Origin of the sequence: Acinetobacter portensis (assembly GCF_023158935.1) — a bacterium.
Classification (GTDB): Bacteria; Pseudomonadota; Gammaproteobacteria; order Pseudomonadales; family Moraxellaceae; genus Acinetobacter; species Acinetobacter faecalis.
In genome coordinates, this window is record NZ_CP096120.1 from 2475798 (window position 1) to 2491505 (window position 15708).

Consider the following 15708-nt stretch of genomic DNA (forward strand, 5'->3'; position numbering starts at 1 on the left):
CTAGGCAGCCAACTTATAAAAGTCTTCGGCCATTTGATTTGGTGTCTTAAAACCCAAACCCTTTTGAATTCTTCGATGATTATAAAATAACTCAATGTATTTTATAATATCTGCTTTGGCTTCTTCTCTGGTTTGATAGTTGTAATGATGCACTAACTCATTTTTCAGTATTCCCCAAAAGTGAACTGTACCGGGTTTGTCGGAGACTTTTTTATTTAAGTTAGGCCACCTGACCTAACGGATTAATCTTATCATAGTACATTGCTTCAAACTCAATCAGCCAAAGCATTATCGTATGAATCACCCGTTGTACCGACTGATGCTCGTAAATTTGCTGCTTCTAAACGATTGGTATAGCGAATAGAAAGATATTGAACACCTCTATCGGAATGATGAATTACATTCTTTGGCATGCCTCGATCGTGCAATGCTTGCTCCAATGCATCGAGCACCATATCTGTATTCATCCGTGTAGATACTTTCCATCCAACAATTGCTCGTGAGAACACATCAATAATAAATGCGGTGTAGACCCAGCCAGAATTGGTTTGAATATACGTAAAGTCACTGACCTGAGAAGCACTGCTTCGCAAGGGTCAGGTCGATCAGCACTAAAATTCCGTTTCACTAAATCACTTGCCCGTTTTTGATCATCTCGGCTGCGGGTAGTTTGTTTGTTCTTACCACGCCAAACACCTTGTATATCTAGCTTTTGCATCAATCGAGCAACTGTACAACGTGCAATAACATAACCCTCACGTTTCAATTGTTGCCAAACTTTACGTACACCATATCGACCTGAACTTTCTTTCCAAATACGTTTGATTTGCTCGATGTTCTGGGTTATCAACGAGATCTAAAGCCCTATAATAGGTCGAAGCTGCAATCGGTAAAATTCTACAAATCGCTTCAACACCATATCGATCTTTATTGTTATGGATAAAATCCACCATTATTTGTGTGGGCGGTCGAGCTCCGCCTGGGCGAAAAAAGCGGCTGCTTTACGTAGAATTTCATTGGCACGTTTTAATTCTTTAATTTCACGTTCCATTTGCTTCATTTTTTCTTGGTCAGATACCTGTTGTACTTTGGCTGGATTTTGTTGATCTAAGTATTTTTGATACCAAACACGTAGTGTTTCAGGAGTACAGCCAATTTTAGGAGCAATTGCGGAAACTGCTGCCCAATTCGATGGATAATCTTTTTCAGATTCAATTAGTAATTGAACCGCTCTTTCTCTAATTTCGGGGGTATAGTTTGGTTTTTTCATCGGAATAGTCTCTCAGAATATTGACTCTCCGACAAACCCGGTACGGTTCACAATAAAAACTGCCTAATCCTGGATCGTAGAGACTTCATTTTTGAGAAAACGGAAGACCTAAAAGGCTTCAATGGCATCCATTGATTATTCGCCAAAGCTAAACAAAACCGTGGAACATTGATTGTTTTTTGATCGTGGAACATAAAAAATCACTAAAACAGCCTGAGCGTGACTGCTCAGGCTGTTTTTACATTTATAAGATATTGTTTTTAAATGGTTTTTACAAAATATTTCGTATAAGGTGTATTATGTTAATTTTAGCGAAACTCAATAATTATGTTGAAAAAGACCATATTTTAAATTTATGAGATAAATCTAATATTTTAATGTATAATTTATGTTCACTTATTAACTCCAAAAATATTTAAATATTCATGTATTTTTTAGAGTTAAGGTCAAAAATCTGAGACTAGGCTTGATATTTCTAAAATAAAAAAGCTCTGACAAAAAGTGTGCCTACTACAATGCCTCCTACTGAAGTAAACGTAAAAAATAATCAAAAGTCAAAATCTTGGTTTTATATTTCTGTACGTCAAAAATTTGTTATAGCAATCTTATTTGCCTGCCTATGGACTTGGTTCTCTCTTTGGATGGCAGAAAGTTGGATACATGACTTAAGTACTCTTATAGGTGAGATTCCAGCTCTTTTCTTTATTTATGGTTGTAAGCCCAAAATAGAAATGTCCGGTTTCTCCAAAGTAAAAATGTCCGCTTTTAGAATATGCACTTTTGCGATTATTGAAGCGGACGGTTTGATATGTTGGTGTCTATGTCGGATAAAGAACTTAAACGATTGTCGGTCTTGCAGGAAATCTGCGATCAACGCATAACTCAATCCCAGGCTGCTCAGCTACTTCATATTTCAGAACGTCAGATCAGACGCTTACTGCAGAAATACAAAGCTCAAGGCCCAGCTGCATTAGCCCATGCTGGTCGTGGCCAAACCAGCAACTGCAAACTTCCTGAAGAACTCAGACTCAAGTGCCTCAATATTGTTTCGGATCAACTCCATGGTTTCGGACCCACTTTAGCGCATGAAAAGCTCACTACCGTTCATGGATTCGATCTTTCAGTGGAAACCCTGCGTTGCTGGATGATTGCAGCCGATTTATGGATTCCTCGCTCCAAGCGCCTGAAACGCCCATATCAGCCTCGATATAACCGAGATTGTTATGGTGAACTGGTACAAATCGATGGCTCACACCATGACTGGTTTGAAGGAAGAGCCGCTAAATGCTGTCTGCTAGTCTTTATCGATGATGCCACAGGCAAATTGCAGCATTTACGCTTCTGTGAATCAGAATCAGCCTTTGACTATATGATTTCGACACGCTTGTATGTTGAACAGCATGGTAAGCCTTTAGCGTTTTACAGCGACAAACATTCAGTCTTTAGGGTGAATCAAAGCAGCAAGAAAGACAGCAAGATTACCCAGTTTGGACGCGTACTCAGTACCCTCAATATCGATATCATCTTCGCTAACTCACCCCAGGCCAAAGGTCGCGTAGAACGTGCCAACAGAACCCTTCAGGACCGTCTGATCAAGGAAATGCGCCTGGAGGGTATCAATTCGATTGCAGATGCGAATAAGTGGTTACCCTACTTTATCGAGCAGTTTAATCGTAAATTTGCCAAGATGGCTTTTAATCCCAAGGATCTACACCGGACTGTCACTGAAACAGCTGAGGAATTAGATGATGTTTTTACCTGGCGTGAACCCCGTAGAGTCACGAATAGCTTGACCATTACTTATGATAAATGCGTATATCTCCTGGAGAATACAGAGGAAAATCAGAGGCTAATCGGTAAATATCTTGAATTTCTGGAATACCCTGATGGTACGGTAGCGATTGAGCATCAAGGTCGGAAGATCAATTACAGCATCTTCGATAAGTTAAGTCAGCTCAACCAGCGAGAGATCGTTGAGAATAAACGTTTGGGTTCAGTCTTGGCTCATATCCAGCAACAGCATGAAGAATTGGAACAGCAAAACAAACGTAATCGTTCTCAAAAGATGCCACGTAGACGTGCACAGAAAACAGCAATCAAAGAACGAAATCTGAATCCTGTGCTTGACTTGGAAAGTCCTGTATAGGACATTTCTATTTGGTTATTAGGTAGGACATTTCTACTTGGGAATAACAGTTTTTGTTAGAACCCATTTAAAGTGTCTATATTCTCACCAATAAAAATGTCTGGTTTATGATGGTTTTTATCACCATGGACTGGATATAAAATATAGATGCTGATCACTATGTCTGACAAAGAAATTCAACGTCTTGCAGTTCTGCAAGACGTTCGAGATCATCGTATTACCCAAGTCCGTGCTGCTGAAATCCTGAATCTTTCCACCCGTCAAATTACCCGGTTATTGCAGAAGCTCAATCAAGATGGTGTTTCAGGCATGACGCATGCCAGTCGTGGTCAACCGGGCCATCATCGCCATGACGATTTATTAAAATCGCAATGTCTTTCCATTATTTCTGAACATCTGCTGGGCTTTGGACCTACCTTGGCGCATGAGAAGCTCAGCAGCATGTTTGACCTGAATATCCCGGTAGAAACGGTTCGGCGCTGGATGACTGCAAATGACCTTTGGATTCCGCGATCCAAACGTCTAAAACGCCCATACCAGCCACGCTATAACCGTGATTGCTTCGGTGAGCTGATCCAGATTGATGGCTCATATCATGACTGGTTTGAAGGAAGAGCCACCAAATGCTGTTTGCTGGTTTATATCGATGATGCTACCGGCAAGCTGTTGCATCTACGCTTTTGTGAGGCTGAAACGACCTTTGACTATATGCTTTCAACCCGAGCCTACATTGAGCAATACGGCAAGCCCTTGGCCTTTTATAGCGATAAACACTCGGTATTTAGAGTCAACCAGAAATCCAGGCAAGACAGCCAGATCACGCAATTTGGGCGGATTCTGAATGAGTTAAACATTGATATTATCTTCGCCAATTCACCCCAGGCCAAAGGTCGCGTAGAGCGAGCGAATAGAACCCTTCAGGACCGTTTGATCAAGGAGATGCGCCTGGAAGGCATCTGTTCGATTGCAGAAGCAAATGCCTGGTTGCCCTGCTTTATTGAGCAGTTCAATCAGAAGTTCGCCAAATGTGCGCGAAACTCAAAGAACCTGCATCGACCATTAACCGAATCTGATCTTGAACTGGATGATATTTTTACCTGGCAGGAACCGCGTAAGGTCACCAAGAACCTGACGATTACCTATGACAAATGTATTTATCTGCTTGAACCGACAGAGCTGAATCATAAGCTTGCTGGGCAATACGTTTCATTTCTGGAGTATCCGGATGGCACTGTGGCCCTCATGCATGAAGGACGAAAGCTCAACTACAGCATCTTCAATAAATTGGCTGGGCTGCAGCAAAATGAGATTGTTGAGAATAAACGGTTAGGTTCAGTCCTGGCGCATATCCAGCAACAACATGAAGTGATATGTGCTGAATTAGCAGGAGACTTTCACTTGGGATATGCTAGGCAGCTAACCGATAAAAGTTCTCTGCTATTTGATTTGGCGTTTTAAAATCCAAACTCTTTTGAATTCTTCGCTGATTATAAAATAACACAATGTATTTTGTAATATCTGCTTTAGCTTCATCTCTGGTTTTATAGTTGCAATGATGCACTAATTCATTCTTGAGTATGCCCCAGAAACTTTCAATCGGTGCATTATCGTAACAGTCCCCACGTTTGCTCATTGAACCTTGAAAATCACATTTTTCCAGTATCTTTCGATATTCATGGCTGCAATATTGGCTGCCTCTGTCCGAATGAACAATTAAGCCTTTCGTTGGTTTTTGATTACGAATCGCCATAGTCAGTGCATTGCAAACAAGTTGTGCGGTCATACGCTCATTTAAGCTATAGCCAACCACTTGTTTCGTGTACAGGTCTTTTACTGCTGCCAAGTATAACCAACCTTCAGCAGTCCAAATGTATGTAATATCGCTTGACCATGCAAGATTGGGCTTAGTCATTGAAAACTGTTGCTCTAGTAAATTTGCGTAGATCGCTCGATTATGATCACTCTTCGTAGTTCTTTTGAAACGCTTATGACGCTTACAATACAGCTGGTTGAGCTTTTTTATTTGACGTACAGCATACGTACTGATTTTGATACCTTGCGCTTGTAAATGTTTAGTTAATCGAATATAGCCATAGCTTTGTTTAGTTTCCTCATGAGCTATTTTGACCAAAATTGTCTGTTGATTTCGCTGAACCAATCTTTTATTCATGCCTCGTTTTAGCCAATCATAAAATCGTGACACTGAAACGTGAAGTAATCTAGCCATAAAGCTAATCGGGAATAAATGTCTTTGCTGTTTCATATAGGCGTACCTTACTGACTTTCTTTCGCAAAGTACGCTGCTGCCTTTTTTAGAAATTCACGTTCCATTTCAGCTGTTTTGAGCTGTTGTTTGAGCTTTTTATTTTCTTCGAGTAAGGCATTTAGATCAGGTGAATATTGTTTAGTGCCTGCTAAGGTGCCAGTCTTTGCTTTATTATTCCAATTTGAAAGAGTTTGCATTGAAATGCCAAGTTGTCTGGCTGTTTCCGATACATTGCCTTGATTGGCTTCAATCAATTTTATTGCTTCAACTTTAAATTCTGCGGTGTAAGTCTTCTGTTTCTTGCTCATGGTAAACTCCTGATGAGTGTCTATAGTTTACCAAGTTAAAACCTCCTGTTTTCTCAGCACACATCAGGTTCTGCAGAGGTGACTATTGCTGGCGATCTACCAGCAAAATTTGTCATTCATGCAGTAGGTCCTCGATGGTTAGACGGAACTAAGGATGAACCTCAATTGCTCTGCGATACCTATAGTAATGCACTACTTAGAGCTGAAAAAATCACAGCAAAAACCGTTTCTTTTCCAAACATTTCCACAGGAATTTATTCTTTTCCACCGCAACTTGCTGCTGAAATTGCGATAGGAACTGTTTTATCAACCTTGATGACATATAGAACAGTAGAACATGTTTTCTTCGTTTCTAAGGAAAGAGAACATTATGAAACGTACAGGAATATACTGCTGCAACTAGAAGATCCCCATATCGATATTTTGCTTTAAACAATCAAGGCAACTTTAGAGTTTTTACCGCATTCAATACTATCTGCTTTCATTTTAATTGGCTAATGACCAAAGCTCATTAACGCTAGTTCTAATAATTTAGTCTATGAATTTTAAATATCGGTAAACAGCCTGCCGGCTGATACCAAACGCTTTTGCCAGATCAGCTTTGGATGAATACTTCCCTTCTTTCCAGGCTTGTTGTAACGCTTTGGCCTGATCAGTGGACTGCCACCACTCTCCTAGACAAATTTCGTCTATTCTTGGACTGCCATCACTTTCCTTACCAAATAGATTGATCCAATATGAAAACATCAAAGACCCCTTACACGGCAAAAAGCTTGCTGATATTTTGGATGAGTTGCTAGATTACTATAGTGGCTTTGAAGGCTTGAATCGTAAAATTGAAATTAGATGCTTTTGGCATAGACCCAAGTTTTAAATCATCATTACGATTCTTGCGTACCACACCATAAGCACGTGAAAAAGTAGAAAGCTTATATTTGTACGTCTTACGCCAAAAGGCAAAACAGAAACCGTAGACCCAGGCACCCCCTCTCTCATCATAAAATTATACCAGTCAGTAAAATACCTTTAGATTAAGCATTTCTATGTTGGTTATTATTGTTGATTACTATATTGCAATTAGTGACCAAAAATCAAAGTACCCTACCCCACCTTAAATTACACCACACAAAATAAAAACCCTATATAACTGTTATATATAGGGTTTATTAAAATATAAATTATGTTATTTAGTGTATTTTATGTCGGTGACTCTTGCCAAGGTTGGGGTCATTAATTATACGAGAAACGCTTCAACCACCTATTCAAAACAGAAATACATCCACTAATTTCAATAGTGAATATCCATCTAAAATATTCTGCAAACCAACTGATTAAACATTCAACACAATTACATCTTTCAAAAGAATGTTCGCTTTTCAATATTTTGAAGACTGTGTATAACAATGAACAAGTAAGTAAAAATCAGAAGCATAGGCAAAATGCTGTAAAAAGCGTTAAACTATGCAACCATTTAATGAATTTAAACGTCATTAGTGACTTAAAAAAGGTGAAGGTTGATGCCGCTCAATACTGTTGAAGAGCTTGTAGCAGATATCCGTGCAGGAAAAATGGTTATCCTAATGGATGACGAAGATCGTGAAAATGAAGGCGACTTAGTTATTGCTGCTACTCACGTTCGTCCAGAAGATATCAACTTCATGATTACGCATGCGCGTGGTCTTGTATGTTTAACGTTAAGTAAAGAACGCTGCCAACAGCTTAATCTACCACTTATGGTCGATGCGAACGGCGCTCAGCATGGTACAAACTTCACTTTATCTATTGAAGCAGCTCAAGGTATTTCGACAGGTATTTCACCTGCTGAACGAGCGCATACAATTCAGACTGCAGTAGCAGCACATGCAAAGCCTGCTGACATTGTTCAACCAGGTCATATTTTCCCACTGATGGCTCAGCCAGGTGGTGTATTACACCGTGCAGGTCATACAGAAGCAGGCTGCGATTTATCTCGTTTAGCTGGCTTAGAGCCTGCATCTGTAATTTGTGAAATTATCAATGAAGATGGCACGATGGCACGTCGTCCTGACCTTGAAGTTTTTGCAGAAAAACATGGTTTAAAAATTGGTACAATTGCCGATCTTATTCACTACCGCATGACCAATGAGCAAACGGTAGAACGTATTGATCAACAAACACTTGATACTGAATACGGTACATTTGAACTTTTCCGCTATCGTGAATTAGGTAATCCTGATATTCATTTAGCATTAGTAAAAGGCGAGCCAAAAGAAGGCGTGACCACTGTTCGTGTTCATGGTTTTAATCCAACACGTGATTTACTTAAAATCAATAAGCAAGATGGCGAGCCTGCTTGGAACTTAGATCGTGCTTTAAAAGAAATTTCGAACAGCGATCGTGGTGTTTTAGTTTGGATTGGTCAGCGTCATTTACAAGATTTAGGTCCAGCACTTGATGTGTTAACAACACCTAAAAATGTGAAATCGAATTCTGCTCTTTCACAGCAATATCAAACAATTGGTGTGGGTGCACAAATTCTTCGCGATTTAGGCGTAGAAAAAATGAAGTTATTAAGTTCGCCTTTACGCTTCAACGCATTATCAGGTTTTAATTTAGAAGTGGTGGAATACATCACAGCACAACAAACATCTTAAGAAATAATCGAGGTTGTTATGGCTATTCGCCGTATTGAAGGTATGTTACATCTCGCTAGCGAAGGCCGTTACGCGATTTTAGTTGGGCGTTTTAACAGTTTTGTTGTTGAACATCTGTTAGAAGGTGCAATTGATACATTGAAACGTCATGGCGTATCAGAGGATAATATCACTGTTGTTCATGCACCAGGTGCTTGGGAACTTCCTGTTGTTGCGAAGAAACTTGCAGCTTCAAATGGTTTCGATGCAATTATTGCACTAGGTGCCGTGATTCGTGGTAGCACGCCTCACTTCGATTTTGTTGCTGGTGAATGTGCCAAAGGTTTAGGCGTTGTTGGCCTAGACACAGGCTTACCAGTAATTAATGGTGTATTAACTACGGATAGTATTGAACAAGCGATTGAACGCTCTGGTACAAAAGCAGGTAATAAAGGTGGTGAAGCTGCCCTTACTGCAATTGAAATGGTTAACTTGTTAAAGGCTATTTAAAGCATGTCGCAAACACTTCAAGCTACTTATGCAGCAAAACGTAAAGCACGTCGCTTTGCTGTACAAGGCATTTATGAATGGCAAATGAGCCACAATCCAGTACATGAAATTGAGGCACGTACACGTGTTGAAAATGCCATGCACAAAGTGGATCTTAGCTATTATCATGAATTGCTCACTCAAGTGGTTGCAAATCATGAAGCGTTAGATGCGCTATTAATTCCTGTATTGGATCGTGAACTTAGCGCATTAGATGGCGTTGAACTTGCGACCCTTCGTCTTGGCGCATATGAATTGAAAGAACATCTTGAAATTCCATACCGCGTTGTTTTAGATGAAGCAATTGAGCTTGCTAAACACTTTGGTGGTGCAGACAGTCATAAATACATCAATGGTGTATTGGATCGTTTAGCAACTACTTTACGTGAAGCAGAAAAACAACAAGCTAATTAATTTTAAGTAGTTTAGTTGTATGGCTGAGTTCTCTATCATTGACACTTATTTTAATCGAAAGGCTTTCTCGTCAGTCGATTTAGGTGTGGGTGATGACTCAGCCTTGCTCTCCCCTCCTCCACAGCAACAATTGGTCATTTGTGCCGATACACTTGTTGCAGGAAGACATTTCCCTCTAGATACAGATCCACATGCTATTGGTTGGAAATCTGTCGCAGTCAATTTATCTGATATTGCTGCTATGGGTGCAAAACCTCACAGCATCTTACTCGCATTGAGTTTACCCCAAATTGATCATGACTGGCTCAAAGGCTTTAGTCAGGGTTTATACGATTGTTGCGATCAATTTGGTGTAAGTTTAATTGGTGGTGATACCACTCAAAGTCCTCATCTAACTATTTCCGTAACGGCCCTTGGTTGGGTAGATACAGGGAAAGGCGTTCTACGTTCAGGTGCCCAAGTTGGCGACTACATTTGTGTGAGTGGTCAAGTTGGCGATGCTGCTTTTGGCTTAAATCATCGTGATCATCCACTAAAAAAACGTTTAGATTATCCAACACCTCGTTGTGCCTTAGGACAAAGCTTAAAAGACTTAGCTAATAGCATGATTGATGTTTCTGACGGCTTAGCTCAAGATCTTGGGCATATATTAAAAGCATCAAATGTTGGCGCTCAAGTTGAACTAAATCAACTACCAATCGATATTGCATTAAAAGAATTAGCACAAGAACAGCGATGGAAATATGCACTTTCTGGTGGCGATGACTATGAATTATGTTTTACAATCAGCCCCGCAAATCATACAAAACTATTGCAACAACAACTCGATATAAATATCAGTACCATTGGGCAAATTACAGAAAACAAAGAATTATGCTTTGTGCAAAATGGTAAAACTAAAATGTTAAAATTTAATGGATATCAACACTTTGCATAAGCCTGCAATCAAGTTTAAAGAGATGTCTTGGGGAAATCGCTTTATCGTCTTTTGTGGCGTCGGTTTTGGTTCAGGATTATCACCCAAAGCACCCGGCACAGCAGGTTCCGCTTTCGCTTTATTATTTGTGCCTATTTGGCTTGCAATTGGTTTTTTTAACTCCATTGTAGCCATCACAATTATGTCATTTATTGGCATTTATATTTGCGGACAAACTGCTAAAGTGATGGGCGTTCATGATGATGGTCGTATTGTCTGGGATGAATTTGCAGGTCAATCAATTACATTCTTGCCACTCATTTATTTGGGGCAAATGAGTTGGTTATGGTTATTAGTTGGTTTTGCACTATTCCGCTTATTCGATGTTTGGAAACCATGGCCAATACGTATAATTGATCGCCAAGTCGGTGGTGGTTTTGGTATCATGTTTGACGATATTATTGCAGGCCTATGGGCAGCAATCTGTATTGTTTTATACCTATATATTTCAATAGCTTAAGCCAATTTTCAAGGTGTATTATGTCAACTTCTGTGATTATTCTTGCTGCAGGCAAAGGCACTCGAATGCGTTCGAGCTTACCTAAAGTATTGCAGCCACTCGCAGGATGTCCTTTACTTGGTCATGTCATTGAAACTGCAAAAAAATTAGATGCAAAAAACATCATCACCATTTATGGTCATGGTGGTGACTTAGTACAACAAGCATTTACACATGAAAATGTTCAATGGGTAGAACAAACCGAACAGCTTGGCACAGGTCATGCAGTAAAAGTTACGTTACCAGTACTTCCTAAAAATGGTATTTCACTTATTCTTTCAGGTGACGTACCTTGCATTACCCAAGAAACACTTGAGAAGCTTCTTAATGTTTCACGTGAAACAGGTATTGGACTTGTAACACTTACACTTCCAGATGCAACTGGCTACGGTCGTATTGTGCGTGAAAATGGTAAAATTCAAGCCATTGTTGAACATAAAGATGCATCTAGTGAACAACATAAAATTAAAGAAATTAACACAGGTATTTACTGTGTTAGCAATGCGAAATTACATGAATGGTTGCCTCGCTTAAGTAACAACAATGCTCAAGGTGAATATTACCTGACTGATATTGTTGCTATGGCAATTGCAGATGGTTTAGAAGTTGCATCAGTTGAACCACTTATGCCATTTGAAGTTGAAGGCGTAAATGATCGACTTCAACTTGCGGCCTTAGAACGCGAGTATCAAGCAGACCAAGCTAAAAAATTGATGCAACAAGGTGTTCATTTAATTGACCCTACTCGCTTTGATTTGCGTGGTTCACTAAAAGTTGGTCAAGATGTTCGTATTGACATTAACGTGATTATTGAAGGTGATTGCGAGCTTGGCAACAATGTAGAAATTGGCGCGGGTTGCATCATTAAAAATACTAAAATTGCTTCAGGTACTAAAGTTCAACCATATAGCGTATTTGATAATGCTGTTGTGGGTGAAGATGCTCAAATTGGTCCATTTGCACGTTTACGCCCAGGTGCGAAACTGGCTGCCGAGGTTCATATTGGCAACTTTGTTGAAGTTAAAAATTCAAGCATTGGATTAGGTTCAAAAGCAAACCACTTTACTTACCTTGGCGATGCTGAGGTTGGCGCAGGTTCAAATATTGGTGCAGGTACAATTACCTGTAACTACGATGGCGCAAATAAATTCAAAACCATTATTGGCGATAATGCCTTTATTGGTTCAAATAGCTCGCTTGTTGCCCCTGTTCATATAGCAAATGGCGCAACAGTTGGTGCTGGCTCTACAATCACTCAAGATGTTGCGGAAAATAGCTTAGCTGTAGAACGTTCTAAGCAATTTGCTAAAGAAAATTATCAACGTCCACAAAAGATTAAGAAATAAGAGGAATTCACTATGTGTGGTATTGTCGGTGGCGTTGCAGAACGTAATATTAGTAATATCCTTATTGAAGGTTTAAAGCGATTAGAATACCGTGGCTACGATTCAGCAGGTTTAGCTTTAATTAATCAAGGGCAAGTGCTTCGTGAACGTCGGGTTGGTAAAGTTGCCAATTTAGCAGATGCTGTTTCAGAATCTCAAATTTCAGGTTCGCTTGGTATTGCGCACACACGTTGGGCAACGCACGGTAAACCAACCGAAGAAAATGCACATCCTCATATTTCAGGCAATGTCGCTGTTGTACATAACGGTATTATCGAAAATTACCAAGAATTAAAAGATGATTTAGAAGCGCTTGGTTATGTATTTACATCGCAAACAGATACTGAAGTTGTTGCTCATTTAGTGAATGATGCACTAAAAACTGCGCCAAGTTTATTAGAAGCTGTACGCAAAGTTGTACCCCAGCTTAAAGGTGCTTATGCGCTTGGTATCGTACATACAGATCATCCTGATGAATTAATTACAGTTCGTGAAGGTTCACCGCTTGTAATTGGTGTAGGTATTGGTGAAAACTTTATTAGCTCTGACCAACTGGCACTTCTTCCAATTACAAACCGTTTTATTTACCTTGAAGAAGGTGATATTGCACGCTTAACACGTCATACAATTGAAGTGTTTGTAGATGGTCAATTGGTTGAACGCCCTGTTAAGGAGCTAGATGCAACAGTAAGCAATGCGTCTAAAGGTGAGTATAAGCACTACATGCTCAAAGAAATTTATGAGCAACCTGAAGCAATTAAGCAAACGATTTCACAAGCGTTAAATGGCAATGCACTTCGTGAAGATTTCTTAGCTTCTGCAATTGAAGATTTCTCGAATATTCAGCAAGTTCAAATTATTGCTTGTGGTACAAGTTACCACGCAGGCATGATCGCAAAATATTGGTTCGAGCAACTGATTGATATGCCTTGCCAAGTTGAAATTGCGAGTGAATTCCGCTATCGCTCACCTGTGATTGTGAACAACACGCTTTATGTTTGTATTTCTCAATCTGGTGAAACAGCAGATACTTTAGCGGCACTTCGTGACACACAAAAACGTGCTGTTGCTAAAAACTTAAATATCACCACCATGACGATTTGCAACGTTGCAACATCTTCAATGGTACGTGAAACAAATCACAGCTTATTGACGCTTGCAGGCCCTGAAATTGGCGTTGCATCAACAAAAGCATTTACCACTCAACTTGCAGCATTAATGCTTCTTGTATTGAAAATTGGTCAAATTAAGCAAACAATTTCAGAAGATCAAATTGCAAAAATTGTGACTGAACTTTGGCATACACCAAAAGTTATTTTAGATACTTTGCAAAACGATAAAGAAATTTTACGTTTATCTGAACTCTTTGTTGAAAAGCAGCACTGCCTATTCTTAGGTCGTGGCACACACTTCCCTATTGCATTGGAAGGCGCTTTAAAACTTAAAGAAATTTCATATATTCATGCTGAAGGTTATGCAGCAGGTGAGCTTAAACATGGTCCACTTGCACTTGTAGATAATGACATGCCTGTTGTTATTCTTGCACCTAAAGATGACATGCTTGATAAGTTAAAATCGAATATGGAAGAAGTTCAAGCACGTGGTGGTGAACTTTTTGTGTTCGCAGATGAACATAGTGGTATTAAAGGCAAAGACCGTCAACATGTAGTGAATGTGCCAACAGTTGACCCAATTCTTGCGCCAATTGTTTACAGTATTCCTGTGCAATTACTGTCTTATCATGTTGCAGTACTTCGTGGTACGGATGTCGACCAACCACGTAACCTTGCAAAATCTGTGACTGTTGAATAATTGAATAAAGGGCTGGATTTTCCAGCCTTTTTTCTAAAGTTGGAAATAAAATGACAAAGCTTACTTGTTTTAAAGCCTACGATATTCGAGGCAAACTTGGCACAGAACTCAATGAAGAGATCGCATATAAAATTGGTCGTGCCTATGGTGAAATTTACCAACCAAAATCGGTTGTTGTTGGCTGTGATGTCCGTTTAACGAGTGAAGATCTAAAACAGGCAACCATCAAAGGTTTGAATGATGCAGGCGTAAATGTTTTAGATTTAGGCATGACAGGCACTGAAGAAGTTTATTTCGGTGCTTTCCATCTTGATGTTCAAGGTGGTATTGAGGTGACTGCAAGCCATAATCCAATGGACTATAACGGAATGAAATTAGTCCGTGAAAATGCACGTCCAATTAGTGCCGATACAGGTCTAAAAGAAATTCAATTACTTGCTGAATCAGGTCAATTTAAAGATGTTGCTGTAAAAGGCACTTCTGAAAAATATAATATTTTGCCTGAATTTATCGATCATTTGATGACGTATATTGATCCTGCAAAAATCAGCTCATTAAAGCTCGTTGTAAATGCTGGTAATGGCGCAGCAGGTCATGTAATTGATGCAATTGAAGAAAAATTCAAAGCATTAAATCTCCCTGTAGAATTTATCAAAATTCATCATGAAGCAGATGGCACGTTCCCAAATGGTATTCCCAACCCGATCTTAGTAGAAAACCGTGATAGCACACGTAATGCAGTTCTTGAGCATGGTGCAGATATGGGGATTGCTTGGGATGGTGACTTCGATCGTTGTTTCCTTTTTGATGAAAAAGGGCAATTCATTGAAGGCTATTACATTGTTGGTTTACTTGCACAAGCATTCTTATTGAAACAATCTGGTGAGAAAATTGTTCATGACCCACGTTTAGTTTGGAACACTTTTGATATTGTTGAACAGTTCAATGGTGAAGCAATCCAATCTAAATCTGGCCATTCATTCATTAAAGAAAAAATGCGTGAACATAATGCAGTATATGGCGGTGAAATGAGTGCTCATCACTATTTCCGTGATTTTGCCTATTGTGATAGCGGTATGATTCCTTGGTTATTGGCGGTTTCTGTACTATCAGAAACTCAAAAACCACTCTCATCACTTGTTGAAGAAATGATTGATAAATTCCCTTGTTCAGGTGAAATCAATTTTAAAGTTGCAAATACTCAAGTCACCATTCAAAAGATTTTCGATCATTTTGCAGAGCAAAATCCAACAATTGATAAAACAGATGGTGTGAGTTTAGATTTTGGTTCGTGGCGTTTAAACGTTCGTGCATCAAATACAGAACCACTGTTACGCTTGAACATTGAAAGCCGTAAAGATCAAAATCCTAAGCCTATGCAAGCTTATATAGATGAACTTACACAACTCATTCAGTCTTAATTTCTAGATTGATGTAGAAAATAAAAAAGAGCCTTAAAGGCTCTTTTTTT

10 protein-coding genes, 6 pseudogenes and 1 other annotated feature are annotated in these 15708 nt (G+C 39.4%); of the genes and pseudogenes, 12 read left to right on the plus strand and 4 right to left on the minus strand.

The features are described 5' to 3' along the window. Both MZO21_RS12330 and MZO21_RS12335 read right to left on the minus strand, forming a co-directional pair. Nucleotides 1-180 (minus strand): annotated as a pseudogene (locus MZO21_RS12330) (IS3 family transposase); the annotation flags it as partial. Between the two features lie 40 nt (nt 181-220). Beyond that, nucleotides 221-1270 (minus strand): annotated as a pseudogene (locus MZO21_RS12335) (IS3 family transposase). Beyond that, nucleotides 879-995 (minus strand) — a sequence feature (AL1L pseudoknot). It overlaps the preceding pseudogene by 117 nt. An 820-nt stretch (nt 1271-2090) precedes the next feature. Here MZO21_RS12335 and MZO21_RS12340 point away from each other — a divergent pair. Next, a complete protein-coding gene (locus MZO21_RS12340) occupies nt 2091-3416 on the plus strand; it encodes an ISNCY family transposase (protein ID WP_248129642.1) in 1326 nt (441 codons plus the stop codon). Nucleotides 3417-3563: 147 nt separating this feature from the next. Next, nucleotides 3564-4781, plus strand: a pseudogene (locus MZO21_RS12345) (ISNCY family transposase); the annotation flags it as partial. 43 nt (nt 4782-4824) lie between these two features. On the opposite strand, the gene MZO21_RS12350 reads toward MZO21_RS12345, so the two are convergent. Then, nucleotides 4825-5990 (minus strand): IS3-like element ISAba21 family transposase gene (locus tag MZO21_RS12350; protein WP_085940850.1). Its coding sequence is split into 2 segments (ribosomal slippage): nt 4825-5732 and nt 5732-5990, totalling 1167 coding nucleotides; the frame shifts between segments, so codons are not numbered across the junction. A 63-nt stretch (nt 5991-6053) separates the two neighbouring features. Here MZO21_RS12350 and MZO21_RS12355 point away from each other — a divergent pair. Further along, a pseudogene (locus tag MZO21_RS12355) lies at nt 6054-6422 on the plus strand (macro domain-containing protein); the annotation flags it as partial. Nucleotides 6423-6521: 99 nt separating this feature from the next. Here the strand turns inward: MZO21_RS12355 and MZO21_RS12360 are convergent. Beyond that, a pseudogene (locus MZO21_RS12360) lies at nt 6522-6644 on the minus strand (helix-turn-helix domain-containing protein); the annotation flags it as partial. Nucleotides 6645-6735: 91 nt separating this feature from the next. Between MZO21_RS12360 and MZO21_RS12365 the strand changes: the two are divergent. From MZO21_RS12365 to MZO21_RS12405, 9 genes and pseudogenes are all read left to right on the plus strand, one after another. Continuing rightward, nucleotides 6736-6964, plus strand: a pseudogene (locus tag MZO21_RS12365) (VF530 family DNA-binding protein). Between the two features lie 543 nt (nt 6965-7507). Then, on the plus strand, nt 7508-8623 hold the full coding sequence (ribBA, locus tag MZO21_RS12370) for a bifunctional 3,4-dihydroxy-2-butanone-4-phosphate synthase/GTP cyclohydrolase II (RefSeq protein WP_248103292.1): 1116 nt from the start codon (nt 7508-7510) through the stop codon (nt 8621-8623). Nucleotides 8624-8641: 18 nt separating this feature from the next. Continuing rightward, a complete protein-coding gene (ribH, locus tag MZO21_RS12375) occupies nt 8642-9112 on the plus strand; it encodes a 6,7-dimethyl-8-ribityllumazine synthase (RefSeq protein WP_152873952.1) in 471 nt (156 codons plus the stop codon). Between the two features lie 3 nt (nt 9113-9115). Further along, nucleotides 9116-9565 carry a transcription antitermination factor NusB gene (gene nusB, locus MZO21_RS12380; RefSeq protein ID WP_154773158.1) on the plus strand — a complete coding sequence of 150 codons (450 nt, stop codon included), beginning with the start codon at nt 9116-9118 and terminating at the stop codon, nt 9563-9565. Between the two features lie 19 nt (nt 9566-9584). Beyond that, nucleotides 9585-10502: a thiamine-phosphate kinase gene (gene thiL, locus MZO21_RS12385; RefSeq protein WP_248103289.1), complete on the plus strand. Its 918-nt coding sequence runs from the start codon at nt 9585-9587 to the stop codon at nt 10500-10502. Continuing rightward, entirely contained in the window at nt 10480-11001 is a 522-nt protein-coding gene (locus MZO21_RS12390; RefSeq protein WP_248103286.1) for a phosphatidylglycerophosphatase A family protein, read from the plus strand. Before thiL ends, MZO21_RS12390 begins: the two co-directional genes overlap by 23 nt. A 20-nt stretch (nt 11002-11021) precedes the next feature. Then, nucleotides 11022-12386 (plus strand): bifunctional UDP-N-acetylglucosamine diphosphorylase/glucosamine-1-phosphate N-acetyltransferase GlmU, encoded by a 1365-nt coding sequence (gene glmU / locus MZO21_RS12395; RefSeq protein ID WP_248103279.1) that lies wholly within the window; start codon nt 11022-11024, stop codon nt 12384-12386. A 12-nt stretch (nt 12387-12398) separates the two neighbouring features. Next, nucleotides 12399-14237: a glutamine--fructose-6-phosphate transaminase (isomerizing) gene (gene glmS / locus MZO21_RS12400; protein ID WP_248103245.1), complete on the plus strand. Its 1839-nt coding sequence runs from the start codon at nt 12399-12401 to the stop codon at nt 14235-14237. Between the two features lie 50 nt (nt 14238-14287). Further along, complete coding sequence (locus tag MZO21_RS12405; RefSeq protein WP_248103243.1) at nt 14288-15658, plus strand: phosphomannomutase CpsG; 1371 nt, start codon at nt 14288-14290, stop codon at nt 15656-15658. Nucleotides 15659-15708: the final 50 nt, after the last annotated feature.

Coding starts and splice junctions, on each gene's coding strand:
- MZO21_RS12405 (WP_248103243.1), top strand. CDS start 14,288: ATGACAAAGCTTACTTGTTTTAAAGCCTACGATATTCGAGGCAAACTT.
- glmU (WP_248103279.1), top strand. CDS start 11,022: ATGTCAACTTCTGTGATTATTCTTGCTGCAGGCAAAGGCACTCGAATG.
- ribBA (WP_248103292.1), top strand. CDS start 7,508: ATGCCGCTCAATACTGTTGAAGAGCTTGTAGCAGATATCCGTGCAGGA.
- MZO21_RS12340 (WP_248129642.1), top strand. CDS start 2,091: ATGTCGGATAAAGAACTTAAACGATTGTCGGTCTTGCAGGAAATCTGC.
- glmS (WP_248103245.1), top strand. CDS start 12,399: ATGTGTGGTATTGTCGGTGGCGTTGCAGAACGTAATATTAGTAATATC.
- ribH (WP_152873952.1), top strand. CDS start 8,642: ATGGCTATTCGCCGTATTGAAGGTATGTTACATCTCGCTAGCGAAGGC.
- nusB (WP_154773158.1), top strand. CDS start 9,116: ATGTCGCAAACACTTCAAGCTACTTATGCAGCAAAACGTAAAGCACGT.
- MZO21_RS12390 (WP_248103286.1), top strand. CDS start 10,480: ATGGATATCAACACTTTGCATAAGCCTGCAATCAAGTTTAAAGAGATG.
- thiL (WP_248103289.1), top strand. CDS start 9,585: ATGGCTGAGTTCTCTATCATTGACACTTATTTTAATCGAAAGGCTTTC.